The organism is Fictibacillus enclensis, from assembly GCF_001457035.1.
Taxonomy (GTDB): domain Bacteria; phylum Bacillota; class Bacilli; order Bacillales; family Fictibacillaceae; genus Fictibacillus_C; species Fictibacillus_C enclensis.
Genome location: NZ_KQ758620.1, coordinates 389,173 through 411,597, shown reverse-complemented (window position 1 = coordinate 411,597; position 22,425 = coordinate 389,173). Strand labels below are relative to the sequence as shown.

At 47.5% G+C, this 22,425-nt stretch carries 26 protein-coding genes, 1 rRNA gene and 1 riboswitch; of the genes, 23 read left to right on the top strand and 4 right to left on the bottom strand.

Going from position 1 to position 22,425, the window contains the following annotated elements; genetic code table 11:
* Together rrf and AS030_RS20105 are read left to right on the top strand one after the other, a co-directional pair.
* Positions 1 to 92: ribosomal RNA gene (gene rrf, locus AS030_RS20110) — 5S ribosomal RNA — on the top strand; the annotation flags it as partial.
* Between the two features lie 341 nt (positions 93 to 433).
* Positions 434 to 733 (top strand): hypothetical protein, encoded by a 300-nt coding sequence (locus AS030_RS20105; protein WP_061975026.1) that lies wholly within the window; start codon positions 434 to 436, stop codon positions 731 to 733.
* Between the two features lie 63 nt (positions 734 to 796).
* Here AS030_RS20105 and AS030_RS20100 read toward each other — a convergent pair whose 3' ends face one another.
* On the bottom strand, positions 797 to 1,231 hold the full coding sequence (locus AS030_RS20100; protein ID WP_061975024.1) for an Hsp20/alpha crystallin family protein: 435 nt from the start codon (positions 1,229 to 1,231) through the stop codon (positions 797 to 799).
* 83 nt (positions 1,232 to 1,314) lie between these two features.
* On the opposite strand from AS030_RS20100, the gene gerPC reads away from it, so the two are divergent.
* A complete protein-coding gene (gene gerPC, locus AS030_RS20095) occupies positions 1,315 to 1,596 on the top strand; it encodes a spore germination protein GerPC (protein WP_061975022.1) in 282 nt (93 codons plus the stop codon).
* 75 nt (positions 1,597 to 1,671) lie between these two features.
* On the opposite strand, the gene AS030_RS20090 is transcribed toward gerPC, so the two are convergent.
* A complete protein-coding gene (locus AS030_RS20090; RefSeq protein WP_061975019.1) occupies positions 1,672 to 2,184 on the bottom strand; it encodes a ferritin family protein in 513 nt (170 codons plus the stop codon).
* Between the two features lie 181 nt (positions 2,185 to 2,365).
* Here AS030_RS20090 and AS030_RS20085 point away from each other — a divergent pair, with 181 nt between their 5' ends.
* The 14 genes from AS030_RS20085 (at position 2,366) to purD (ending at position 16,266) form a co-directional block, all read left to right on the top strand.
* Positions 2,366 to 2,893: a DUF2179 domain-containing protein gene (locus AS030_RS20085; RefSeq protein ID WP_061975017.1), complete on the top strand. Its 528-nt coding sequence runs from the start codon at positions 2,366 to 2,368 to the stop codon at positions 2,891 to 2,893.
* Positions 2,894 to 2,895: 2 nt separating this feature from the next.
* Positions 2,896 to 3,096: an NETI motif-containing protein gene (locus tag AS030_RS20080; protein ID WP_061975015.1), complete on the top strand. Its 201-nt coding sequence runs from the start codon at positions 2,896 to 2,898 to the stop codon at positions 3,094 to 3,096.
* A gap of 80 nt (positions 3,097 to 3,176) precedes the next feature.
* Positions 3,177 to 3,278: riboswitch (purine riboswitch) on the top strand.
* Between the two features lie 137 nt (positions 3,279 to 3,415).
* On the top strand, positions 3,416 to 3,904 hold the full coding sequence (gene purE / locus AS030_RS20075; protein WP_061975013.1) for a 5-(carboxyamino)imidazole ribonucleotide mutase: 489 nt from the start codon (positions 3,416 to 3,418) through the stop codon (positions 3,902 to 3,904).
* The gene (gene purK / locus AS030_RS20070; RefSeq protein ID WP_061975011.1) at positions 3,897 to 5,057 is read left to right on the top strand and encodes a 5-(carboxyamino)imidazole ribonucleotide synthase; all 1,161 of its coding nucleotides are present in this window, start codon (positions 3,897 to 3,899) and stop codon (positions 5,055 to 5,057) included. The genes purE and purK overlap by 8 nt, the downstream gene beginning before the upstream one ends.
* Positions 5,054 to 6,346: an adenylosuccinate lyase gene (purB, locus tag AS030_RS20065; RefSeq protein WP_061975008.1), complete on the top strand. Its 1,293-nt coding sequence runs from the start codon at positions 5,054 to 5,056 to the stop codon at positions 6,344 to 6,346. Before purK ends, purB begins: the two co-directional genes overlap by 4 nt.
* A 188-nt stretch (positions 6,347 to 6,534) precedes the next feature.
* A complete protein-coding gene (gene purC / locus AS030_RS20060) occupies positions 6,535 to 7,254 on the top strand; it encodes a phosphoribosylaminoimidazolesuccinocarboxamide synthase (protein WP_061975007.1) in 720 nt (239 codons plus the stop codon).
* Positions 7,247 to 7,501: a phosphoribosylformylglycinamidine synthase subunit PurS gene (gene purS, locus AS030_RS20055; protein WP_061975005.1), complete on the top strand. Its 255-nt coding sequence runs from the start codon at positions 7,247 to 7,249 to the stop codon at positions 7,499 to 7,501. Before purC ends, purS begins: the two co-directional genes overlap by 8 nt.
* Positions 7,498 to 8,181 carry a phosphoribosylformylglycinamidine synthase subunit PurQ gene (gene purQ / locus AS030_RS20050; protein WP_061975003.1) on the top strand — a complete coding sequence of 228 codons (684 nt, stop codon included), beginning with the start codon at positions 7,498 to 7,500 and terminating at the stop codon, positions 8,179 to 8,181. Before purS ends, purQ begins: the two co-directional genes overlap by 4 nt.
* The gene (gene purL / locus AS030_RS20045; protein WP_061975001.1) at positions 8,165 to 10,393 is read left to right on the top strand and encodes a phosphoribosylformylglycinamidine synthase subunit PurL; all 2,229 of its coding nucleotides are present in this window, start codon (positions 8,165 to 8,167) and stop codon (positions 10,391 to 10,393) included. The genes purQ and purL overlap by 17 nt, the downstream gene beginning before the upstream one ends.
* Positions 10,369 to 11,787, top strand: a complete 1,419-nt coding sequence (gene purF / locus AS030_RS20040) for an amidophosphoribosyltransferase (RefSeq protein WP_061974999.1) — start codon at positions 10,369 to 10,371, stop codon at positions 11,785 to 11,787. The genes purL and purF overlap by 25 nt, the downstream gene beginning before the upstream one ends.
* Before the next feature lie 23 nt (positions 11,788 to 11,810).
* On the top strand, positions 11,811 to 12,851 hold the full coding sequence (gene purM, locus AS030_RS20035; RefSeq protein WP_061974997.1) for a phosphoribosylformylglycinamidine cyclo-ligase: 1,041 nt from the start codon (positions 11,811 to 11,813) through the stop codon (positions 12,849 to 12,851).
* The gene (purN, locus tag AS030_RS20030; RefSeq protein WP_061974996.1) at positions 12,848 to 13,438 is read left to right on the top strand and encodes a phosphoribosylglycinamide formyltransferase; all 591 of its coding nucleotides are present in this window, start codon (positions 12,848 to 12,850) and stop codon (positions 13,436 to 13,438) included. The genes purM and purN overlap by 4 nt, the downstream gene beginning before the upstream one ends.
* Positions 13,435 to 14,973, top strand: a complete 1,539-nt coding sequence (gene purH, locus AS030_RS20025) for a bifunctional phosphoribosylaminoimidazolecarboxamide formyltransferase/IMP cyclohydrolase (RefSeq protein ID WP_061974994.1) — start codon at positions 13,435 to 13,437, stop codon at positions 14,971 to 14,973. Before purN ends, purH begins: the two co-directional genes overlap by 4 nt.
* A 24-nt stretch (positions 14,974 to 14,997) precedes the next feature.
* On the top strand, positions 14,998 to 16,266 hold the full coding sequence (gene purD, locus AS030_RS20020) for a phosphoribosylamine--glycine ligase (protein WP_061974992.1): 1,269 nt from the start codon (positions 14,998 to 15,000) through the stop codon (positions 16,264 to 16,266).
* On the opposite strand, the gene AS030_RS24725 is transcribed toward purD, so the two are convergent.
* Entirely contained in the window at positions 16,244 to 16,345 is a 102-nt protein-coding gene (locus AS030_RS24725; RefSeq protein WP_338082342.1) for an EYxxD motif small membrane protein, read from the bottom strand. The two genes, purD and AS030_RS24725, sit on opposite strands and share 23 nt — an antisense overlap.
* A gap of 427 nt (positions 16,346 to 16,772) precedes the next feature.
* Complete coding sequence (locus AS030_RS20015; RefSeq protein WP_061974989.1) at positions 16,773 to 17,033, bottom strand: YgaP family membrane protein; 261 nt, start codon at positions 17,031 to 17,033, stop codon at positions 16,773 to 16,775.
* 120 nt (positions 17,034 to 17,153) lie between these two features.
* Between AS030_RS20015 and AS030_RS20010 the strand changes: the two genes are divergently transcribed.
* The 6 genes from AS030_RS20010 (at position 17,154) to asd (ending at position 22,397) form a co-directional block, all read left to right on the top strand.
* Positions 17,154 to 18,896, top strand: coding sequence for an adenine deaminase C-terminal domain-containing protein (locus tag AS030_RS20010; RefSeq protein WP_061974987.1), 1,743 nt, complete (start codon positions 17,154 to 17,156; stop codon positions 18,894 to 18,896).
* Positions 18,897 to 18,958: 62 nt separating this feature from the next.
* Complete coding sequence (locus AS030_RS20005; RefSeq protein ID WP_061974985.1) at positions 18,959 to 19,996, top strand: DUF3048 domain-containing protein; 1,038 nt, start codon at positions 18,959 to 18,961, stop codon at positions 19,994 to 19,996.
* A 21-nt stretch (positions 19,997 to 20,017) separates the two neighbouring features.
* Positions 20,018 to 20,323 carry a YerC/YecD family TrpR-related protein gene (locus AS030_RS20000; protein WP_061974983.1) on the top strand — a complete coding sequence of 102 codons (306 nt, stop codon included), beginning with the start codon at positions 20,018 to 20,020 and terminating at the stop codon, positions 20,321 to 20,323.
* 162 nt (positions 20,324 to 20,485) lie between these two features.
* Positions 20,486 to 20,938 carry a MarR family winged helix-turn-helix transcriptional regulator gene (locus AS030_RS19995; RefSeq protein ID WP_162264567.1) on the top strand — a complete coding sequence of 151 codons (453 nt, stop codon included), beginning with the start codon at positions 20,486 to 20,488 and terminating at the stop codon, positions 20,936 to 20,938.
* A gap of 15 nt (positions 20,939 to 20,953) precedes the next feature.
* Positions 20,954 to 21,511: a TVP38/TMEM64 family protein gene (locus AS030_RS19990; protein WP_061974978.1), complete on the top strand. Its 558-nt coding sequence runs from the start codon at positions 20,954 to 20,956 to the stop codon at positions 21,509 to 21,511.
* 52 nt (positions 21,512 to 21,563) lie between these two features.
* Positions 21,564 to 22,397 carry an archaetidylserine decarboxylase gene (gene asd / locus AS030_RS19985; protein ID WP_061974976.1) on the top strand — a complete coding sequence of 278 codons (834 nt, stop codon included), beginning with the start codon at positions 21,564 to 21,566 and terminating at the stop codon, positions 22,395 to 22,397.
* The last annotated feature ends 28 nt before the right edge of the window (positions 22,398 to 22,425 follow it).

The following is a 22,425-nucleotide window of genomic DNA, read 5'->3' as shown; positions in this document are numbered from 1 at the left end:
ACACCCGTTCCCATACCGAACACGGAAGTTAAGCTCTTCAGCGCCGATGGTAGTTGGGGGCTTCCCCCTGTTAGAGTAGGACGTTGCCGGGCAAAAAGGGCGGGACGAATGAAAATTCGTTCCGTTCTTTTTTTATGTTCTTTTTTTGTTGAAATAGTGTTTGTGAAGTCAGAATTGAACCGAAATTAAAATAATTGAACCAAAACAGTATTTAATTGAACGAAAGCTGGTTTTTGGCCAGGCTGAAAGCAAATAAATATATAATAATTGTGCAAAACGCTCTCATAATTAGGAAAGGAGCAATTCAGACTTCTTCCCAGCCACATGCCGCGCCAAATATCCCACAAAACCCCAACTAAACATAATCCCACTATCTCCCTCATATATTGGTGTAATGGTGATCCCATTCAAAACCGTAAAGAGGGATAGCTCAATGAAAATTTCGATTAAAAGTGTAAATGTAGATGCAATCATGATGAAAGGTTCTCTTAACATCGGTAAAACGCTCATAATCAAACGTTATTCCTTACATAAGGAAGCGAAGCAAAATAGCCAAAACCCGGGTGAATCCCAAACCCAGGGGCCATCATCAGCCTCAAAAACGCCGAAAACAACTCCCTTACAGGCTGACAACGATAATATTAAAAAGCAGTCGGAAGAAATGGCAGCCGAGCTTCTGGCGAATGCCTGCCTTCTTTACTACATGGCAATCATGCTGGTCTCCAATCCTTAAACGGTTTTAAAATGCACCACAACGAAAAAACGACCCAGAGGGCTCCACACAGGCCTCTGGGTCTTATTCAAAATAGTCGTAGATTTTTACTTTTTGATTTTCTTTTTCCTGTTTCAGGCGCTGGAGGCGCACATAAAGCAGTCCGCGATAGTAGCCGGCATCCAGCGGTCGGTCTTCTACCGAATGGGGGAGAGGAATTTCCCGTTCGATCGGACCTGATACAATTTCCTCGGTAACACACGTAAATTTTTTTATGGAAAAATCGATGTTTCCTGTGACCTTCAAAGTGCGGTAATGTACGTACAGATTCACATCTTCAATATTTTTTACACCTGGGAGATTAATTAAGCAGTAAATTTCTTCTTTGTTTTCATATATATTAACTAGAGGCCCTTGGTTTGCTAATCCAAATTCTTTAAAGTCTTCAAAGAAGTCCTTACCGAGTACCTGGTCGGCATACTTTTTCCATTCGTTTCCCTTGCCCCATGAAGGATTCATAGCTCTCACTCCCTTGCCCTGACAGTATATGCAGCTTTCGCCCAGTGGGTGAAACGTTGGAGAGATGAAGGAGGTTCAATGAGATGGACCAAGACCTGTACCATATTTTACAGCAGCTTCAGCAGCAAATTATTGAACTGCAGCATGAAAACCAATCCCTGAAAGAAGCGTTAAGCAACATCAAGCCTGTGAATATTGAAAACATTAATTATAAAATTCAGGAACTGCATGTCAAAGAGCTCAAGGGCACCCTCAATATTGGACTAACCGGAGAGGCCCATCTGGAGGATATGGAAACGATCATTGATGAAATTCAGCAGGAGGGGATTCATCAGCAGCATCAGACCCAAGATGAACCTGAATAAGGTAAGCTTAAGGATAAATCCAGTCCTTAAGCTTTTTATTTACAATAAAAGAGTGCCGTAGTCCGGCACTCTTTTTTAGCGGGCATTCAGCAGGTAGCTGAATTTGGTCGCGTGCTTGATTTCGTCTGAGAAAGGACGAAAGAAGGTATCCCGGATGGTGGGATCCTGTGTCATCAGATACGCATCACGGTATTTTTCATAATCAGCAAGTTCATCTTCATATGCTTCAAACAGGCTTTGACGGAAGTTTTGAATTTTTACCGGACGAATCTTGTAGTTCGGCTGCTTACCTGTTATAGATGTGTAAAGACGGGTAAACAACTGTAGATGTGTCTTTTCATCTTTGGCCGCATCCAATAAAACTTTCCGACTGTATTCGTTTGGCGCCTCTTTCGCCAAACGTGTATAGAAATCAACAGCTGTCGCTTCACCAATGATGCTCGACATTAACACATTTAACAGCTGCTGATAGGATTGCTGCTGCTGGCTTTGCTGGGCCTGCTGCTGACGCTCTGCCTCGTAGGGGTCGTAATAATAATGGGTTTCTTCAAACGGTGGTTGGGGTGCTTGATAATAATAAGGGTACATGATATCAATTCCTTTCCCGAAAAGCTTTTATAACCTATGAAGAAACGTGGAAAATGTGCCTATCCAACTTGATGCGGATGATAGAAATTACTGGATAAATCTTCATTTTTCAACCAGCGAAAAACATGGTAAATTACTTTTATGGCATCATAATGGACAGGCTAAAGAAGGAGTGTAAATGATGTTGGAAAACGGCTTCGTGATGATTGGGATTATTCTTCTGATTAATGTGGTATATGTCTCATTCTTCACAATTAGAATGATTTTGACATTAAAAAATCAAAGATACCTCGCAGCATTAATCAGTGTGTTTGAGGTTATTATTTATGTCATCGGTCTTGGACTTGTGCTAGACAACCTGGATAAAATTCAGAACCTTATTGCGTATGCTCTTGGTTATGGTCTTGGCGTACTCGTCGGCATGAAGATTGAAGAAAAGCTGGCACTCGGATATATTACAGTTAATGTTATTACCACAAATATCTCAGCAGGCTTGCCGAATGAAATCAGGTCAAAAGGATATGGCGTAACGGACTGGATGGCCTCAGGGCGGGAAGGGCAGCGAATGATGATGGAGATCCTGACGTCGCGAAAATCGGAATCCAACCTTTATGAAATCGTTAGAGCACTGGATCCAAAGGCGTTCATTATTTCTCATGAACCCAAGGCCTTTCATGGTGGATTCTGGGTCAAAAGCATACGGAGGTAGGCATGGATAAAAAGCCGAAAAAGAAAAAGTTTGAAGTACAACCCGGTGAGACGATCTCTGATTGTTTGGACCGCATGGCCGGGGAAGGCTATTCTCCCGTACGCCGCATGGAAGAGCCGGTGTTTAAAGAAGTGAAGAAAAATGGGAAAACGGTTCAGGAATATCACGAACAACGCATCGTTTTTGAAGGGAAATTGCGGTAAAACCCGAACATTAAATTGTCAGAATATATTATTGTTCGACTTTTTGGTTGACATAGGAGAAGACCCTTCGTTACAATAAGGGTGACAAAACAATAGTACCTCATATAATCACGGGATTATGGCCCGTAAGTCTCTACCCGATGACCGTTATTCATCGGACTATGAGGGGAAGCACACTGCTGTTTTCTGCATATCCGCAGGTGATGAAGTATGTCCAGCGTAGTAGCTTTCTCTCATAGATAGAGAAAGTGAGTACACTGGACTTTTTTATTGCAAAAAATTCATTTCACATAGCATTTTTGATTGCGGGGAGGATACGATGGAAAACAAAGTTGGCGTAATAATGGGAAGTACATCCGATTGGGAAACAATGAAACATGCCTGTGATATTCTTGAGGAGCTGAAGGTTCCTTATGAAAAGCAGGTGGTGTCGGCTCATCGGACGCCTGACCGCATGTTCCAGTATGCTGAAGAGGCAAAAAGCAGAAATATTGGCGTTATAATTGCAGGAGCGGGCGGTGCAGCTCATCTGCCGGGAATGGTGGCGGCTAAAACCGTGCTGCCGGTCATCGGCGTTCCGGTACAATCCAAAGCCTTAAACGGACTGGATTCTCTTCTGTCCATCGTGCAGATGCCTGGAGGTGTTCCGGTAGCTACTGTTGCCATCGGGAAAGCTGGAGCCACCAACGCAGGTCTCCTGGCCGCACAGATTCTAGCCATTACAGATCAGGATTTAAACTATCGTTTAACGAAGCGGCGTGAGAAGATTGAACAAGCCGTTATAGAAAGCAGTGATTCTCTTGGCTAAAAACAAAACGATTTTGCCGGGCCAAACGATTGGCATCTTGGGCGGAGGCCAATTGGGCCGTATGATGGCAATCAGCGCTAGAGAAATGGGATACGGAATTGTAGTTTTGGACCCTGGTGAAAATTCACCGTGTGGACAAATCAGCGACCACCAGATTGTTGCACCTTATGACGATGTAAAGGGCATTGAAGAACTGGCTCAAAAAAGTGACGTGATCACCTATGAATTTGAAAACGTGGACAGCGAGAGAGCACAATGGCTTGAGAATAACGCCTATATGCCACAGGGCAGCGAGCTTCTCTATCTGACTCAGCACCGCATTCGTGAAAAGCAGGCGATTGAAAAAGCGGGCGTACGTGTTGCTCCTTACCTTCCTGTACAAAGCAAGGAAGAGCTCCAGGCGGCTGTCAGCCAGCTCGGTCTTCCTGCCGTTTTGAAAACGTGCCAGGGCGGCTATGACGGAAAAGGCCAGGCGGTCATCCGGACAGAAGGGGATATGGAAAAAGCAGAGGAGCTTTTCGCAGGGAGCAGAGAATGCGTTCTTGAAAGCTGGGTATCCTTTGAAAAAGAACTGTCGGTAATCGTCACCCGAAGCACAAAAGGTGAAATGAGCACGTTCCCTGTGGCGGAGAACATCCACCTGGAAAACATTCTTCACCAGTCGATTGTGCCGGCAAGAATTTCAGAGGAAACAGCGGCCAATGCGTATGACATGGCCAAAAAAATTGCTCATGAGCTTAACCTGTACGGAACGCTTGCTGTGGAGATGTTCCTTGGCATCAACGGGGAAATTTACGTGAACGAACTGGCGCCGCGGCCTCATAATTCCGGCCACTACAGCATCGAAGCCTGTGAAACCTCACAGTTTCAGCAGCATGTACGCGCCGTTTGCGGACTTCCGCTCGGCCGGACGTCACTGGTCAGCCCCGTAGTCATGATCAATGTGCTCGGGGAACATGTGAAACCGCTGCTTGAAAACCTGGAACTTCTGAAAGACGCCAAGCTGCATCTTTACGGAAAAGAAGAAGCAAAAGTGAAACGAAAAATGGGACACATCACCGTGCTCGGAAACACGGTAAGCGAAGCACTCAACAAAGCAGGATACATTAAAGCTGCTGTACTCAAGATGGAAAAGCTGGAGGTAACGACATGATTGAACGGTATACACGCCCTGAAATGGGAGCGATTTGGACAGACGAGAACCGCTTTAAGGCTTGGCTGGAAGTCGAGATTTTGGCTTGTGAAGCATGGGCAGAGCTTGGGGAGATTCCAAAAGAGGACGTTAAGAAACTGCGCGAGAACGCATCATTTGATATTAATCGTATTTTTGAAATCGAGCAGGAAACACGTCATGATGTGGTTGCTTTTACACGCGCGGTATCCGAATCACTCGGCGAAGAGCGCAAGTGGGTCCACTACGGACTGACTTCCACCGACGTAGTGGATACAGCATTATCTTACCTGCTTTTGCAGGCGAACGAAATTTTGATCAAAGACATCGAGAAGTTCATCGAGATCATAGGAAACAAAGCGAAAGAACATAAATACACGGTCATGATGGGCCGCACGCACGGTGTTCACGCAGAACCCACTACCTTTGGTTTGAAGCTCGCGCTCTGGTATGAAGAGATGAAGCGAAACCTTGAGCGTTTCAAGCAGGCAGCTGACACTGTACGCGTTGGAAAAATCAGCGGAGCTGTTGGTACATATGCCAACATCGATCCATTCGTTGAAAAATATGTTTGCGAAAAGTTGGGGCTTGAAGCATCGCCAATTTCAACACAAACCCTGCAGCGTGACCGTCATGCGCATTACATGTCAGCATTGGCGCTTGTAGCAACAAGCATTGAGAAGTTCGCCGTTGAAATCCGCGGACTGCAAAAAAGTGAAACGCGTGAAGTGGAAGAGTTCTTCGCCAAAGGCCAAAAAGGATCTTCTGCGATGCCTCACAAACGCAACCCGATCGGTTCCGAGAACATGACGGGTATGGCACGCGTCATCCGCGGCTACATGATGACCGCGTATGAAAATGTGGCACTTTGGCATGAACGTGACATCTCTCACTCTTCTGCAGAGCGTGTCATTCTGCCGGATGCAACCATTGCGCTCGATTACATGCTTAACCGCTTTGGCAACATCGTGAAGAACTTAACAGTGTTCCCGGAAAACATGAAACGCAACATGACAAGAACGTACGGATTAATTTACTCGCAGCGTGTGCTGCTGAAGCTGATCGATAAAGGCATGAGCCGTGAAGCTGCTTATGACATTGTTCAGCCGAAAGCCATGCAGGCTTGGGAAGAAGGCATCCAGTTCAAGCAGCTCGTACAGGAAGAGCCGCGCATTACGGAAAAACTTACACCAGAAGACATCGAAGACTGCTTCGACTACTCGTACCACCTACAGCATGTTGATACGATTTTCGAGCGACTCGGTCTTTAATATACCAATGGGATATTCAGGACGGAAAAGCAGATTGGTTCCGTCCTGGAAACCCTGCTGAATTGGATCGCGTTTTATGATCAAAAGATCCAACGCTTGTCGGGTCTTAACGGACACTACCGCATTTCTATTTTTTCAATATTCGTGATTTTCGCAATGAAATTCGACTTATGTCAGGGGGATTTTGAATGGAAAAGCAAACCTTGCTTTATGAGGGAAAGGCGAAGAAGATTTACAGCACAGAAGACAAAAACACCGTGTGGGTGGAGTACAAGGATTCAGCAACTGCGTTTAACGGTGAGAAGAAAGCAACCATCGATGGAAAAGGCCGCTTGAACAACGAGATCACCAGCCTGATGTTTGCACTTTTGCAGCAAAACAACATTCCAAATCACTTTATCTCCAAACAATCTCCAACCGAACAGATTGTCCAGCATGTGGAGATCATTCCACTGGAAGTGGTTGTCCGTAACGTGGTGGCAGGAACACTGGCCAAACGGACGGGACTGCCGGAAGGACACGTTCTGCGTAAGCCGATCGTCGAATTTTATTACAAAAATGACGACCTTGGCGATCCTCTTTTTAACACCGACCATATCGCAGCCTTAGAGCTTGCTGTTCCACAGCAGCTTGAAGAAATGAAGGAGCTTGCGCTTCAGGTCAATTCCGTTCTTGTTCAATTTTTTGCAGAAAAAAATATAAGATTAGTAGATTTCAAACTGGAGTTCGGCACCAATGCCAAAGGTGAGCTTCTGGTGGCCGACGAAATTTCACCGGATACGTGCCGCCTTTGGGATAGTGAAACGAATGAAAAGCTCGATAAAGACGTATTTCGCCGAGATCTTGGCAGCCTAACAGATGCTTATGAAAAAATCTTAGAACGCTTAGGGGGAAACCTTCATGTATAAAGTAAAAGTATTCGTCACATTGAAAGAAAGCGTATTGGATCCACAGGGATCAGCGGTTAAAGGCTCATTGCACCGCATGGAGTACAACGAGGTACAGGATGTCCGCATCGGTAAATACCTCGAGCTTACGATTGAAGACAGCGTTCAGGATTTAGACAAATCCGTCAGAGAAATGTGTGAAAAATTGCTTTCCAACCCGGTCATTGAAGATTACCGCTATGAGGTGGAGGAGGTTGTCGCAAAGTGAGGTTTGCGGTCATTGTTTTTCCAGGATCCAACTGTGACATTGACATGTTTCACGCCGTAAAGGACGAGCTTGGTGCAGAAGCCGAGTACGTGTGGCATGACGAAGAAAATCTCGACCGTTTTGACGGCATCCTGCTGCCGGGCGGATTCTCGTATGGCGATTACCTTCGCACAGGAGCCATTGCCCAGTTTTCAAATGTTATGGATGAAGTAAAAAAAGCGGCACAAGCGGGCAAGCCAGTTCTTGGCGTCTGCAACGGATTCCAAATTCTCTTAGAAACCGGATTGCTTCCGGGGGCTATGCGCCGGAATGAATCATTGAAATTCATCTGCCAGCCCGAAACATTAAATGTTGTAAACAACGAAACCATGTTCAGCTCTTCCTATGAGAAGGACGAAGAGATTGTTATTCCGATCGCTCACGGCGAAGGAAACTATTATTGTGATGAAGAGACACTAAAACAGCTGGAAGAAGAGAACCGCATTATTTTCCGCTATAAAAATAACCCGAACGGATCGATTTCGGATATTGCCGGAATCATAAATGCCAAAGGCAACGTGCTTGGCATGATGCCGCATCCGGAGCGCGCGGTAAGCGAGCTTTTGGGCAGTGCCGACGGACTGAAATTGTTTCAATCAATCGTAAAAAGCTGGAGGGAAAACCATGTCTTATCTTCATGAGCCGACTGCAGAGCAAATTCAGGAGCAAAAATTATATCGTGAAATGGGCTTGAATGACGAGGAGTTTGGGCTGGTCCAATCCATCATCGGCCGCCTTCCGAACTGGACGGAGACCGGATTGTTCTCGGTCATGTGGAGTGAGCATTGTTCATATAAAAACTCCAAGCCGGTGCTTCGAAAGTTCCCGGTGGATGGAGAACGCGTGCTTCAAGGACCAGGAGAAGGAGCCGGAGTAGTAGACATCGGCGATGGCCAGGCAGTTGTTTTCAAAATTGAAAGTCACAACCACCCATCTGCGATTGAACCGTACCAGGGTGCAGCCACAGGAGTGGGCGGCATCATCCGTGACATCTTTTCCATGGGTGCGCGCCCGGTTGCGCTGTTAAACTCGCTTCGTTTTGGCGAATTGACGTCTTCTCGCGTGAAATATTTGTTTGAAGAAGTGGTAGCCGGGATCGCAGGCTACGGCAACTGTATCGGGATTCCAACCGTTGGGGGCGAAGTTCAGTTTGACGCTTCCTACGACGGAAATCCTCTTGTCAACGCGATGTGTGTGGGCTTGATCGACCACAAGGACATCCAAAAAGGACAGGCAAAAGGCGCTGGCAACTCGGTTATGTATGTTGGAGCAAGAACAGGACGCGACGGAATCCACGGGGCGACTTTCGCCTCCGAGGAATTGACCGAAGCTTCTGAGGAGAAGCGCCCTGCCGTTCAGGTGGGCGATCCGTTCATGGAAAAGTTATTGCTTGAAGCGTGCCTTGAGCTGATTCAGAACTGTGATGCTCTTGTTGGTATCCAGGACATGGGAGCAGCCGGCCTTACCAGCTCATCCGCTGAGATGGCAAGTAAAGCAGGAATGGGAATCGAGATGAACCTTGACCTTGTGCCGCAGCGTGAATTGAACATGACCGCTTACGAAATGATGCTATCTGAATCTCAGGAACGTATGTTGATCGTTATGCAAAAAGGCAGAGAACAGGAAGCCATTGATATTTTTGAAAAATGGGGTCTTGAAGCAGTAGTCGTTGGTACGGTTATTGAAGAAAAACAGCTTCGCCTTCTTCATCACGGCGAAGTCGTCGCCGATGTTCCGGTTGATGCACTTGCAGAAGAAGCACCGGTTTATCATAAGCCATCCAAGGAACCCGAGATGTTTTCACAGTTTCAAAACGAGGAAGCGTTCGTTCCAACAGTAGAAAGCAAAAAGGAAACGCTTCTGGAGCTGTTATCACAGCCGACGATCGCGAGCAAATCGTGGGTATTTGACCAGTATGACTATATGGTTCGCACGAACACGGTCGTGCCTCCGGGATCGGATGCCGCTGTTATCCGCATCCGTGAAACGGATAAGGCACTAGCGATGACAACTGACTGTAACTCACGCTATCTCTACCTTGATCCGGAAACCGGCGGAAAGATTGCAGTGGCAGAAGCAGCGAGAAACCTCGTTTGTTCCGGTGCTGAACCGCTTGCCATTACGGACTGCCTGAACTACGGAAATCCGGAAAAGCCGGAAATCTTCTGGCAGCTGGAAAAATCCACGGACGGAATGAGTGAAGCATGCCGCACGCTAAGCACACCGGTTATCGGCGGAAACGTATCTCTTTATAATGAAACGAACGGTGTGGCCGTGTATCCGACGCCTGTGATCGGGATGGTTGGACTCGTACATCACCTTGACCATATTACAACCCAATACTTTAAAACACCGGGAGATCTGATCTATGTGATTGGTGAAACCCATCAGGAGTTTGGCGGAAGCGAGCTGCAAAAAATGCAGCTTGGCAAAATTTCAGGAAAAGCACCGGCGTTGAATCTTGAAACGGAAGTCAAACGCCAGAAGCAATTGCTAGAAGCGATTCAGAACGGACTTGTGGAATCTGCACATGACGTAGCAGAGGGCGGATTGGCTGTTGCGCTTGCCGAAAGCATGATGAACGGCAATACAGGGGCTTCCGTTGAGCTTGAGGGAGACCTTGTTTCAGCCCTTTACAGCGAAACCCAATCACGCTTCCTTGTTTCAGTAAAACCGGAAAACGCCAAAGCGTTTGAATCAATGAACGAAGACGCGAAACAGATCGGATTTGTAACGGATAACGCGGTTCTGCGCATCGACCATGAAAATGAAGAAGTGCTGGCCGCAACTTACGATGAACTTCATTCGGCTTGGAAAGGAGCCATACCATGCTTGCTGACATCAAAGGCTTAAACGAAGAATGTGGTGTGTTTGGAATCTGGGGACATCAGGATGCTGCCCAGCTCACCTATTACGGGTTGCACAGCCTTCAGCACAGAGGACAGGAAGGCGCAGGAATTGTTGTAACAGACGGTGAAAAGTTGAAAATGCACAAAGGACATGGGCTTGTTACCGAGGTGTTCAGCCGCGGAGAACTTGAAGGAATGACAGGGCATGCGGCCATCGGCCATGTGCGCTATTCCACAGCAGGGGGCAATGAATATGCAAATGTTCAGCCCCTGCTTTTCCGCTCACAAACGTCAAGCCTTGCCGTTGCACATAACGGAAACCTTGTGAACGCGAACGCGCTGAAACACCAGCTCGAAGCACAAGGAAGCATTTTTCAGACGACATCTGATACGGAAGTTTTGGCCCATCTGATCAAGCGCAGCGGTTATATGGATCTCAAGGATCAGGTAAGAAATGCCCTTACTATGCTGAAAGGGGCTTATGCCTTTGTCATCATGACCGAGGAAAAGCTGATGGTCGCTCTAGACCCAAACGGTTTGCGTCCGCTTTCCATTGGCATGCTGGGAGATGCTTATGTGGTGGCTTCCGAAACCTGTGCCTTTGACGTGGTGGGTGCAGAGTATCTTCGCGATGTGAAACCGGGAGAACTTTTGATTATTGACGATAATGGAATGACAGCGGACCGTTTTTCTTCACCGACGAACCGTTCGATTTGTTCCATGGAATATATTTATTTTTCACGGCCTGACAGCAACATCGACCAGGTGAACGTTCACAGTGCCAGAAAGAACCTTGGAAAAGAATTGTACCGTGAAGCTCCAGTTGAAGCGGATGTCGTGACAGGGGTTCCGGACTCCAGTATTTCAGCCGCGATCGGCTATGCCGAAGCATCAGGCATTCCATACGAAATCGGCTTGATCAAAAACCGTTATGTGGGCCGGACATTCATCCAGCCTTCACAGGAATTGCGGGAGCTTGGTGTGAAAATGAAGCTGTCCCCTGTACGGGGAATCGTCGAAGGCAAACGCGTGGTGATGGTCGATGACTCCATCGTCCGCGGAACAACGAGCCGCAGAATCGTGAAAATGCTGCGTGCAGCAGGAGCAACTGAAGTGCATGTGCGGATTACAGCGCCTCCGATTGCTCATCCGTGCTACTACGGCATTGATACATCCGAGCGTGCTGAATTGATCGCCTCCAATCACTCGGTAGAGGAAATCAGAGACATTATCGGAGCAGATTCATTAGCCTTCTTATCACCTGAAGGATTATTGAGAGGCATCGGACGCCCGGACGGCGATCCGAATAACGGACAGTGCCTGGCTTGCTTTACCGGGAAGTATCCAACAGAGATTTATCCGGATACCGTGCTTCCGTACGAAAAAGAAATGGTGTAATGGCAAAAAAGGGAGGAAATACAATGGCAGAGGCATATAGACAGGCCGGAGTGGATATTGAAGCGGGTTACGAGGCGGTAGACAGAATCAAGAAGCACGCATTGCGTACACGCCGTCCTGAAGTCATGGCAGGCCTTGGCGGCTTTGGGGCAATGTTTGACTTGTCCAATCTGCCGTACAAGGAGCCGGTTCTGATTTCCGGTACGGACGGAGTGGGCACAAAGCTTATGGTCGCAATCATGATGGATAAACATGATACCATTGGAGTGGACGCTGTGGCGATGTGCGTGAACGATATCGTTGCACAGGGAGCCGAGCCGCTGTACTTCCTGGATTACATCGCATGCGGAAAGCTGGATCCTGTGAAAATTGAGGATATCGTCAAAGGGGTGGCCGACGGATGTGAGCAGGCAGGCTGTGCCCTGATTGGTGGAGAAACGGCAGAAATGCCAGGCATGTACAGCAATGGTGATTATGATCTTGCCGGCTTTTCGGTCGGCGCTGCAGAAAAATCCAAACTCATTCACCCTGACCTTGTAAAAGAAGGAGACGTTCTTATCGGGCTTGCCTCCAATGGCATCCACAGCAACGGCTATTCCCTCGTCCGCAAAGCTCTTCTGGAATCAGGCCAGCTGGATTTGGACGGCAGCTTTGGAACGGATGGAAAAACATTGGGCGAAGAGCTGCTGGCTCCAACACGCATTTATGTAAAACCGTTGCTTAATGTCTTTAAAAACTATCAAGTACACGGCGCAGCTCATATTACGGGCGGCGGATTTGAGGAAAATATTCCGCGTATGCTTCCGGAAGGACTTGCAGCAGAAGTGGATTACGGTTCATGGCCGGTTCCCGCTATCTTTGAAACCATTGAACAAACAGGAAACATCGGAAGAAAAGAAATGTTCACTACGTTCAACATGGGGATTGGGATGGTGCTTGCTGTCGATTATGAGGAATCTTTTGATGTGATCAAGTCACTCGAAAATGACGGGGAAAAGGCGTTTGTCATCGGCCGCGTGAAAACGGGCGAAGGTGTCCACTTTGGCGGCGGTGAGCTGAAATGAAGAAAATCGCTATCTTCGCATCAGGAAGCGGCTCGAATTTCCAGGCGATCATCGACGCCATCAATGAAAAGAAACTGGAAGCGAACGTCTCGCTTCTGGTTTGCGACAAGCCCGGCGCGCGCGTAGTAGAGCGTGCTGAACAGTCAGGAACGGAAACGTTTGCGTTTTATCCAAAAGAGTATGAAACAAAAACAGCGTTCGAAACGGAAATTTTAAAACAGCTGAAGGACAGAAACATAGAATTTATCGTGCTTGCGGGTTACATGCGTCTGATTGGTTCTACATTGCTGTCTGAATATGAAGGGCGTATCGTTAACATCCATCCTTCGCTCTTGCCGGCATTTCCGGGCAAGGATGCGGTCGGACAGGCTCTCGACGCAAAGGCAGAAGTAACCGGTGTAACCGTACATTTCGTGGACAGTGGTATGGATACAGGTCCAATCATCGCACAGAAAACGGTAGCGATTAAAAAAGAGGATACAAGAGAGACACTGCAGGAGCGGATTCAGCAGGTCGAGCATCAATTGTTTCCAAGTGTGCTGCAACAGCTATTCAACCAAGAGAAAGTAGGAGGCGTATCATTTTGAGCATCAAACGAGCATTAGTGTCAGTTTCCAATAAAGAAGGGTTGGTTCCTTTTGTTCAGGCGCTGGCCGAACAAGGCGTGGAAATCATCTCCACTGGGGGAACAAGCAAGGCATTGCAGGAAGCTGGTGTTAAGGTAACCGGTATATCTGAAGTAACAGGCTTTCCGGAAATCATGGACGGACGTGTAAAAACACTTCATCCGATGATTCACGGCGGCCTTCTTGCGGTTCGCGACAATGAGAGCCACGTTCAGCAAATGGAGGAGAACGGCATCTCCCCGATCGATCTTGTTGTGGTTAACCTTTATCCGTTTAAAGAAACCATCGCAAAGGAAAATGTAGCGTTTGAAGATGCCATTGAAAATATTGATATCGGTGGGCCAAGCATGCTTCGCTCGGCTGCGAAAAACCATGCGTATGTAACGGTTGTCGTAGATCCTGCAGATTACTCCAAAGTGCTGGAAGAAGTTCAGCAAAACAATCAGGTGTCGGATGAAACACGCAAAAAGCTTGCGGCAAAGACATTCCGTCACACAGCGGCTTACGACGCGCTGATCGCAGAATACCTCACCAACATGGTGGAAGAGGAGAACCCGGAATCTTTCACGGTTACCTACGAAAAGAAACAGGATCTTCGCTATGGGGAGAACCCACACCAAAAGGCAGCATTTTACAAAGCGCCGCTTGGCACGAAAACATCGATTGCCCAGGCTGAACAGCTTCATGGCAAAGAGCTTTCCTACAACAACATCAATGATGCGGATGCAGCTCTTCAAATCGTTCGCGAATTTTCAGATCCGGCTGTTGTGGCTGTTAAACACATGAATCCGTGCGGAGTCGGCACAGGCAGCTCTGTAGAAGAAGCGTTCGCGAGAGCGTTTGAAGCCGATCCGATCTCTATTTTTGGCGGCATCATCGCATCCAACGTGGAAATCAACGCAGCGGCAGCGCAAAAAATGAGCGAGATTTTCCTTGAAATCGTCATTGCACCATCGTTCAGCACAGAAGCGAAAGAAATTTTAACAAAAAAGAAAAACATCCGTCTCCTTACATTGGAGCTCGGTGAAGATAAAAAGCAGGAGAAAAAGCTGACTACCGTCCGCGGCGGCCTTCTTGTTCAGGACGAGGATGCTTACGGTCTGGATCAAGCCAACATCTCCGTGCCAACGAAGCGTGAGCCGACCGAAAAAGAATGGGAAGATCTAAAACTCGCATGGAAAGTGGTTAAGCACATTAAATCCAATGCGATTGTTCTAACAAAGGATCAAATGACCATCGGTGTCGGTGCCGGACAGATGAACCGTGTCGGCGCGGCAAATATTGCGATTGAACAGGCAGGAGAAAAAGCACAGGGAAGCGCCCTTGGATCAGATGCCTTTTTCCCAATGGACGATACCGTCGAAGCCGCAGCGAAAGCAGGAATCACTGCCATCATCCAGCCAGGCGGATCGGTTAAAGATGAAGATTCCATCAAAAAGGCAGACGAATACGGCATCGCCATGGTATTTACCGGCGTACGCCACTTCAAACATTAAAATCTGTACCAAGGAGGAGACAGCATGAACGTTTTGGTAGTAGGAAAGGGCGGCCGTGAGCATGCCATCGTATGGCGTTTTGCGAAAAGCCCGAGTGTAACAAAAGTGTACGCCGCACCGGGCAATCCGGGAATGGCAGATGTGGCAGAATGCGTAAACATCGAGGAAAGCGATCATGAAGGTCTTATCGCGTTTGCCAAGGAAAATGACATCGCGCTTACCTTCGTGGGAGCTGAAGTCCCTCTTTTAAACGGAATCGTCAATGATTTTCAACAAGAAGGGCTGTCTATTTTCGGTCCGTCAAAGGAAGCCGCATTGATCGAGGGAAGTAAATCATTTGCGAAGGATCTTATGGACAAGCACGGCATCCCGACAGCGAAATCAAAAACGTTTACTTCCTATGAGGAAGCAAGAACGTATTTGAAGGCGCAGGGGGCACCAATCGTTTTAAAAGCGGACGGACTTGCGGCAGGTAAAGGTGTAATTGTGGCCATGACCGAAGAGGAAGCAGAAAACGGCCTTGATGAAATGCTGAACCAGGCCCGTTTTGGAGAAGCAAGCGCTTCTGTCGTGATGGAAGAGTATCTGGAAGGCGAAGAATTTTCTTTCATGGCGTTTGTGAACGAAGAGAACGTGTACCCGATGGTGATTGCTCAGGACCATAAACGTGCCTTCACAGGCGACAAAGGGCCAAACACCGGAGGAATGGGAGCTTACTCACCGGTACCTCAGATTCCGCAAACCGTGGTGGAGGAAGCACGAAAAACGGTTCTTGATCCTGCTGCCCAAGCGATGGTGAAGGAAGGCCGTTCATTTACAGGGATTTTGTACGCAGGTCTCATGCTGACGGCAGACGGTCCGAAGGTCATTGAGTTCAACGCCCGTTTCGGCGATCCGGAAACACAGGTCGTACTGCCAAGGCTGCAGGGTGATTTTGCCCAGATCCTGCTTGGCATTTTACGAAAAGAAGAAGTGGAATTGAATTGGAGTGACGAAGCGGTCATCGGTGTGGTTCTCGCTTCTGGCGGCTATCCTGATCAATATGAGAAGGGCATCGCCATCAATGGGATTGAAAACCTTGATGAGTCTACACTGTTATTCCATGCCGGAACGAAACTGGCAGGAGACCAGCTGGTGACGGATGGCGGACGCATTCTCCTGGCGGCTGTAAAAGGAACAGACTTGGCCAGCGCTCAGGAAAACGTGTATACAGAAATGCGGAAAATCAGCTGCAGCCAGTCCTTTTACCGGACAGACATCGGTACGAAAGCTATTTCACGCGCCGCTTTTTAACCACAGCAAAAAGTATGGCAATGATCCCGCCAATGAGCGTGGCATATACAAAAATCGTATCCATTAAAAATTCCTTCATAGCTGTCCCTCCTTGCAGAAAACTCCCCAATCAAGGGGAGTTTTTTTGTATGCATTTTTAGTTGATGTGGGTAGTTGATTTACGCTACAGGATGCTCGGTTTCCGAGGGCGGGCGCTGAGCCCTACGGCGGAACGCCTTCCTACCGGCGCAAGCGCCTTCCTGCCGGCGCAAGCGCCTTCCTGCCGGCGCAAGCGCCTTCCTGCCGGCGCAAGCGCCTTCCTGCCGGCGCAAGCGCCTTCCTGGTCTCAGCTGTCCCGCTTTTCCCTCAGGACAAGGAACGCTTCAGCAGCGATACATCGCACGAAGAAAATGTGGTGTTCATTTTCGAGGAGTCTCGCACCTTGCACTCCAATCAACTCTTCAATGAAGATTTTTTGCAGGAGACTCTCTAAGCAATAATTTTATAACCGCTTGGGAATGTGAGATTTAGCTCGGGTTAATCGGGTTGCCTTCTTTGGTGATGTCATTGAGGTCCATGTCTTTCAGCTCGGAGCCTTGTTTGACCATTTCGGTGACCGGACAATAGCGGAGGATGCCCTCGGCGACTTTCATGGCGGCAAGGGTCATCATGAATACGTACGAACCTTTCCATGGTTTACGGGTGTATTTGGCAGTTAACATGGCAAGCATGGTTAACCCGCAAACAATGCGGATCATGGCGTTGAGGATTCCGATATTCTGTTTCATAGCAGTGATTTTCCTTTCTGTAATGAATTTCAAGTGTTTGGAGTTATGACACACATTCAGCGCAAATGTATGGTATCCTTGAGAAAATGTAACTTACAGAGAAAAAGGTGAAACAAGCACATGTCTAACCAGATTTTATTTTGGTCAAAGGTGGAATTGCGCCGTCATCAGGCCGTTATTCTCGGCGAATTGGCTCCCACCATGGTACTGAAGAATGCAACGTATTTAAATACTGCCCGGCATTGCTGGACTAAAGCAAATATATGGATCTACGATAACCGCATTGTATATGTGGGGGACAACCTGCCCCAAGAGACCACCGGCACAGAAATGGTGGAGCTGGACGGAAAATATGTTGTGCCCGGATATATTGAACCGCATGCACACCCGTTTCAATTATATAATCCCCAGACGTTGGGTGATTATGCGTCGGTTCGCGGCACAACCACATTCATCTGCGACAACCTCAAACTTTTTTTATCGACGCCAATTACGAAAGCGCTTTCTCTTATGGAGGACATCAATAAACTGCCTTATACCTATTATTGGTGGTGCCGATTTGATTCACAGTCTGAGCTGTTAAATGAAGATGCGCTCTTCTCATTGAGCAATGTGAAAAAAATGCTGTCTTCTCCGTATGTCATTCAGGGGGGAGAACTAACCAGCTGGCCTAAAGTCATGCAGGGAGATGATAACCTGCTGCATTACATGCGTGAAACCCGAAGAGCAGGAAAAAGGGTGGAAGGGCATCTGCCGGGAGCTTCTGAGAAAACCCTCACGCAAATGGCTCTTCTCGGAGTGGATTGTGACCATGAGGCGATGACAGGGGAAGAGGCCATGATGAGACTGAATCTCGGGCTGACCACGTCACTAAGGTATTCATCCATTCGCCCGGATCTTCGTCAAATCCTAAGGGAAATGAAAGAGATTGGTGCGGCTCAATTTGACCGTGTGATTTTTACAACAGATGGCTCCACACCTGCTTTTTATGAAGAGGGTGTGACGGATAAAATGATTTCCATTGCGCTTGAAGAAGGAATTGACCCGATTGATGCTTATAAGATGGCATCCTATAACATAGCAAGATATTACGGCAAGGAGCATATACTCGGAATGGTCGCACCGGGAAGAGTGGCTCATCTTAACATTCTCGACGCTGTGCAGCATCCAAATCCTGAGGCCGTGCTGGCGAAAGGACAATGGATCAAGCGGGACGGCAAAGCTGGGAAGGAGAGATCTTCATTCCCATGGAACGATTATGGAATGGGTCCTCTTGATTTGAACTGGGATTTAACGCTGAAGGATTTTCAGTTCAGCTCACTGGCCGGAATTGATATGGTGAACTCTGTTATTACGAAGCCGTATCATATTTCTCTCAATCCAACGGCTGAAAAGCTCGATGATGATCATGATGAGTGCTTTTTCATGCTGGTGGACAAAAAGGGCAAATGGAGAGTGAACACGCTTCTCAAAGGATTTGCCACGAGTGTATCGGGATTTGCAAGCTCGTACTCCAGCACAGGAGACATCCTTTTAATCGGAAAAAGCAAGCGTGATATGCTTGCAGCTTTCAATCGCATCAAGGAAATGAAAGGCGGCATCGTTCTAGTTGAAGATCGAAGCGTTGTAAGTGAGATCAAGCTCCCCATCGCGGGAGGAATGTCTCCGCTTGCGGTCGAAGAACTAATAGAGGAAGAGAAAAAATTAACATCTGAACTCCGAAAACGCGGCTATGCGTTTGAAGATCCAATCTACAGCCTGCTGTTTTTTTCATCTACACATCTTCCGTATGTCCGCATTACACAGCTTGGATTATACGATGTGAAAAAGAAAGTCATACTCTTTCCTTCGATTATGCGTTAAACTAAAGAAGTAAAGTGTTTGATCACTTCAGGCCGGGGGGCCATAGGGGGCAGGGGTGCCTAATGAGAAAATGGATGCTTGGTATTTGTGCTGCGTTCTTGATTCTTGGAGGAACCGGGTGCCAAAAGGAAGAAAAACCAACGGCGCAGGAAACGAAGCCTGCGCCGCCGGCGGAAAAGCCGGAGAAAAAGGAAGAAAAAAAGGAGCACTTAAATACGTTCCCGCTGACGGGAATAAAAACAAAGAAACCGACCGATGCCAGAGTGTTTTCAGTGATGGTAAATAATCATCAGCGGGCTCGGCCGCAGTCCGGCGTTTATAAGGCTGACCTTGTGTATGAGGTGCTCGCAGAAGGAGAAATCACGCGGTTCCTTGCTGTTTTCCAGAGTGAAAAACCGAACGTGATCGGACCGGTACGCAGTGCACGTGATTATTTTATCGAGCTCAGCCAGGGATATCATTCGTATTATGTCCATCATGGCTGGAGCCCTGATGCAAAGAAGATGCTTTCAGGGAAAAACAGCAAGGTGGACTCGCTGAACGGACTATATTATGACGGGACGCTTTTTCACAGGGCAACATTCCGGCAAGCGCCTCACAATTCGTACATCACCTACGAGGACCTGATGACAGGTTTAAAGAAGAAAGGGTATGACGATAAAGATAAAATAAAGCCGCTTCCTTTTTTGAAACCAAAAGAGGTTAAAGGGCTTACCGGTGACAAAGCGGATCAAGTTCTGATAACATACAGTCAAAATGAGAAAGTTGGTTACAAATTTAACCCGTCTACGAAACGCTATGCCCGGTCAAGCAACGGAACGCCGACAACCGATCTTGAAACGAAGAAACCGGTCGAGGTGAATAATGTGTTTATCGTGGAGATGAAGCACAGGATTATCGACAGCTATGGCCGCAGAGCCATTGATCTTACATCAGGCGGCAAGGGCCTTCTCCTACAGCAGGGAAAAGTGAGAGAAGTGACCTGGAAAAACAAAAACGGCAGAATTATTCCGTCAGGCACCGGATTTGTTCCGGGAAAAACCTGGATTAACATAATTCCGACGCAGCCAGGAATCAGCAAGAGTGTTTCTATTGAATAGAGCAGAAGGAGTGCTAAATCTATGCAAATTGATAAATTAAGGGGTAAAGCGCTGGATCAGCTGTTTGAAGCGGTCCTTTCGCTGAAAAACCTTGAAGAGTGCTACATGTTCTTTGATGATCTGTGCACAATGAACGAAATTCAATCGCTGGCACAGCGTCTCGAAGTGGCACGCATGCTTCGGGAAGGAAAGACCTATCACAAAATCGAGTCTGAGACCGGCGCGAGCACGGCGACTATTTCACGTGTCAAACGCTGTCTGAACTTTGGAAACGACGCCTATCAAATGGCACTTGACCGTGTACATGGTCAAGAAGAAACAAAATAAACTCACAATCACCTTTTGTGAGTGCGGCCCGAATCATGGACTCTCTTGGCTAAGCGTCCGTTATTCGGGTTTTTCGTATGCTTGTTTTTATTGACGGAACGTTGGAAGGATAGTATAGTTTATCTTGTTAAACTGTTTAAGTGGATAAACGAGGTGAAAGAAGTGGAGCAAGGCGAATATATAAAAGAGGCATACGACTTTTTTGATAAAGTGAATGCTCATTTATTGAAGCATTATTTCTCATCGTTAGATTATGAGATTACTCCAAAGCAATTTTTAATCCTGGACCGGGTACATAAGCATCAGCCGGTAAAGGTACAGACGATCGCCGAGCAGCTGAACTTTTCGATGAGCTCCACGAGCCAGCTTGTCAGCAAGCTCGAACAGGAAAGCTATGTTGTTCGAAGCATAAATCCCCAAAACCGGCGAGAAATTTTTTTGACGCTTGGAGAAAAGGGAAATGAATATTATGATGAATACGATCTGATAGACCAGTTTGTGATCGATAGGTTCTTTTCCCAATTGACAGTAGAAGAAACAAAGCAATTAAGGGACATTGCCGAAAAACTCCATACCATCGTTACGGAGGAGAAAAAGGCCATCACCCATGAATAAAAAGGTTCATATCCAATGACGGTGCTAAAGGATACCGTCATTGATTGGCTGGTATCGTACGGGCAGGTCGCCGTTATCATCAGCATCTATTTGAATGTTGTGATCAGTGTGCTCGGAATCGTACCGAGTGTTTTTTTGACTGCTGCCAACCTGGCTGTTTTCGGCCTCTGGCCAGGCATGGCTGTATCGTTGGCGGGAGAAGCAATCGGTGCCGTCGTGTCCTTTGTTCTGTACAGAAAAGGGTTCCGGAAAGCAGCGGAATGGAAGGCTATGCATCATCCCAAAATAAAACAATTGCTCGAAGCAAAGGGCAAGGAGGCGTTTATGCTGATTTTGGCGCTCCGGATTTTGCCCTTCATGCCTTCGGGTGTAGTTACATTTGTGGCGGCTGTCGGCAAATCCTCGCTTTTGTTGTTTGTGCTGGCCAGCTCCATCGGAAAAATCCCTGCGATTTTAATCGAAGGATATTCGGTTTACCAGCTCATCCAATGGACATGGGAAGGAAAGCTTGTGGCTACCGTCATGGCGGTTCTTCTATTGCTGTGGTGCTGGAAGAAGCTTAGAACACCGTGACAAACACCGTGACTGCAGGATGTGTCAGTCGTGAAAGGATTGTAGAATAAACATGATAAACTCTGTACTAAAGCATGTAATCAGGCTTTTGCCGCAAAATGCAATTTCCCGAACGGCGGGGAAATGGGGACATTCGTCCCTCAGCCGGCACATCATTAAACCTTACAGCGCGCTATATAAAATTGACAAAGAAGAGATCGAGAAACCTCTGGAAGAATACCCGACGTTTACCGCGTTTTTCACAAGAAAGCTGAAAGAGGACGCACGTCCGATCTCATCGGGCATCGATACACTAGTCAGCCCTGTCGATGGAAAAGTGGCACAGTTTGGCACCATTACAGAAGGAGCACTTATTCAGGCTAAAGGCATCAATTATACGGTTGAGCAGCTTTTGGGATGCACGTCCGAGATCTCGGATAAGTATGAAGGAGGCACGTTCCTCACCATCTATCTCAGCCCGAGTGACTATCACCGTATCCACATGCCTTTGCCGGGCAAGCTGACCAAGGCGACTTACCTTCCAGGCCGGTTGTTTCCGGTGAACCGGATCGGGGTGGAGCACGTCCAAGGCCTGTTTACCAAAAACGAGAGGCTCATCACGTATGCTGATACACCGGCGGGTGAAATGGCGCTCGTCAAAGTCGGCGCGTTCGTAGTCGGAAGCGTGCGTGTGCCGTATGGCGAGCACTCGACCAATGTAAAAAACGGGCGTGCCTATTCCACCGAGCTTCCGGATGTTCCTTTTGAAAAAGGGGAAGAAGTCGGATTGTTCGAATTCGGCTCCACCGTCGTCCTGTTGTTTGAAAAAGATCACATTTTTTTGAGTGATAAAATACAGCCCGATGCTCATCTGAAATACGGAGAGGCCATCGGCACGTTTCGTTGATAAGAGCCTGTACCGCCTGGGGTGGTGC

Excerpts from the sequence above, each read along its gene's own strand:
- AS030_RS20105 (WP_061975026.1), top strand. The coding sequence starts at position 434 with ATGAAAATTTCGATTAAAAGTGTAAATGTAGATGCAATCATGATGAAA.
- AS030_RS20100 (WP_061975024.1), bottom strand. The coding sequence starts at position 1,231 with ATGAATCCTTCATGGGGCAAGGGAAACGAATGGAAAAAGTATGCCGAC.
- gerPC (WP_061975022.1), top strand. The coding sequence starts at position 1,315 with ATGGACCAAGACCTGTACCATATTTTACAGCAGCTTCAGCAGCAAATT.
- AS030_RS20090 (WP_061975019.1), bottom strand. The coding sequence starts at position 2,184 with ATGTACCCTTATTATTATCAAGCACCCCAACCACCGTTTGAAGAAACC.
- AS030_RS20085 (WP_061975017.1), top strand. The coding sequence starts at position 2,366 with ATGTTGGAAAACGGCTTCGTGATGATTGGGATTATTCTTCTGATTAAT.
- AS030_RS20080 (WP_061975015.1), top strand. The coding sequence starts at position 2,896 with ATGGATAAAAAGCCGAAAAAGAAAAAGTTTGAAGTACAACCCGGTGAG.
- purE (WP_061975013.1), top strand. The coding sequence starts at position 3,416 with ATGGAAAACAAAGTTGGCGTAATAATGGGAAGTACATCCGATTGGGAA.
- purB (WP_061975008.1), top strand. The coding sequence starts at position 5,054 with ATGATTGAACGGTATACACGCCCTGAAATGGGAGCGATTTGGACAGAC.
- purC (WP_061975007.1), top strand. The coding sequence starts at position 6,535 with ATGGAAAAGCAAACCTTGCTTTATGAGGGAAAGGCGAAGAAGATTTAC.
- purS (WP_061975005.1), top strand. The coding sequence starts at position 7,247 with ATGTATAAAGTAAAAGTATTCGTCACATTGAAAGAAAGCGTATTGGAT.
- purL (WP_061975001.1), top strand. The coding sequence starts at position 8,165 with ATGTCTTATCTTCATGAGCCGACTGCAGAGCAAATTCAGGAGCAAAAA.
- purF (WP_061974999.1), top strand. The coding sequence starts at position 10,369 with ATGCTTGCTGACATCAAAGGCTTAAACGAAGAATGTGGTGTGTTTGGA.
- purM (WP_061974997.1), top strand. The coding sequence starts at position 11,811 with ATGGCAGAGGCATATAGACAGGCCGGAGTGGATATTGAAGCGGGTTAC.
- purN (WP_061974996.1), top strand. The coding sequence starts at position 12,848 with ATGAAGAAAATCGCTATCTTCGCATCAGGAAGCGGCTCGAATTTCCAG.
- purD (WP_061974992.1), top strand. The coding sequence starts at position 14,998 with ATGAACGTTTTGGTAGTAGGAAAGGGCGGCCGTGAGCATGCCATCGTA.
- AS030_RS24725 (WP_338082342.1), bottom strand. The coding sequence starts at position 16,345 with ATGAAGGAATTTTTAATGGATACGATTTTTGTATATGCCACGCTCATT.
- AS030_RS20015 (WP_061974989.1), bottom strand. The coding sequence starts at position 17,033 with ATGAAACAGAATATCGGAATCCTCAACGCCATGATCCGCATTGTTTGC.
- AS030_RS20010 (WP_061974987.1), top strand. The coding sequence starts at position 17,154 with ATGTCTAACCAGATTTTATTTTGGTCAAAGGTGGAATTGCGCCGTCAT.
- AS030_RS20005 (WP_061974985.1), top strand. The coding sequence starts at position 18,959 with ATGAGAAAATGGATGCTTGGTATTTGTGCTGCGTTCTTGATTCTTGGA.
- AS030_RS20000 (WP_061974983.1), top strand. The coding sequence starts at position 20,018 with ATGCAAATTGATAAATTAAGGGGTAAAGCGCTGGATCAGCTGTTTGAA.
- AS030_RS19990 (WP_061974978.1), top strand. The coding sequence starts at position 20,954 with ATGACGGTGCTAAAGGATACCGTCATTGATTGGCTGGTATCGTACGGG.
- asd (WP_061974976.1), top strand. The coding sequence starts at position 21,564 with ATGATAAACTCTGTACTAAAGCATGTAATCAGGCTTTTGCCGCAAAAT.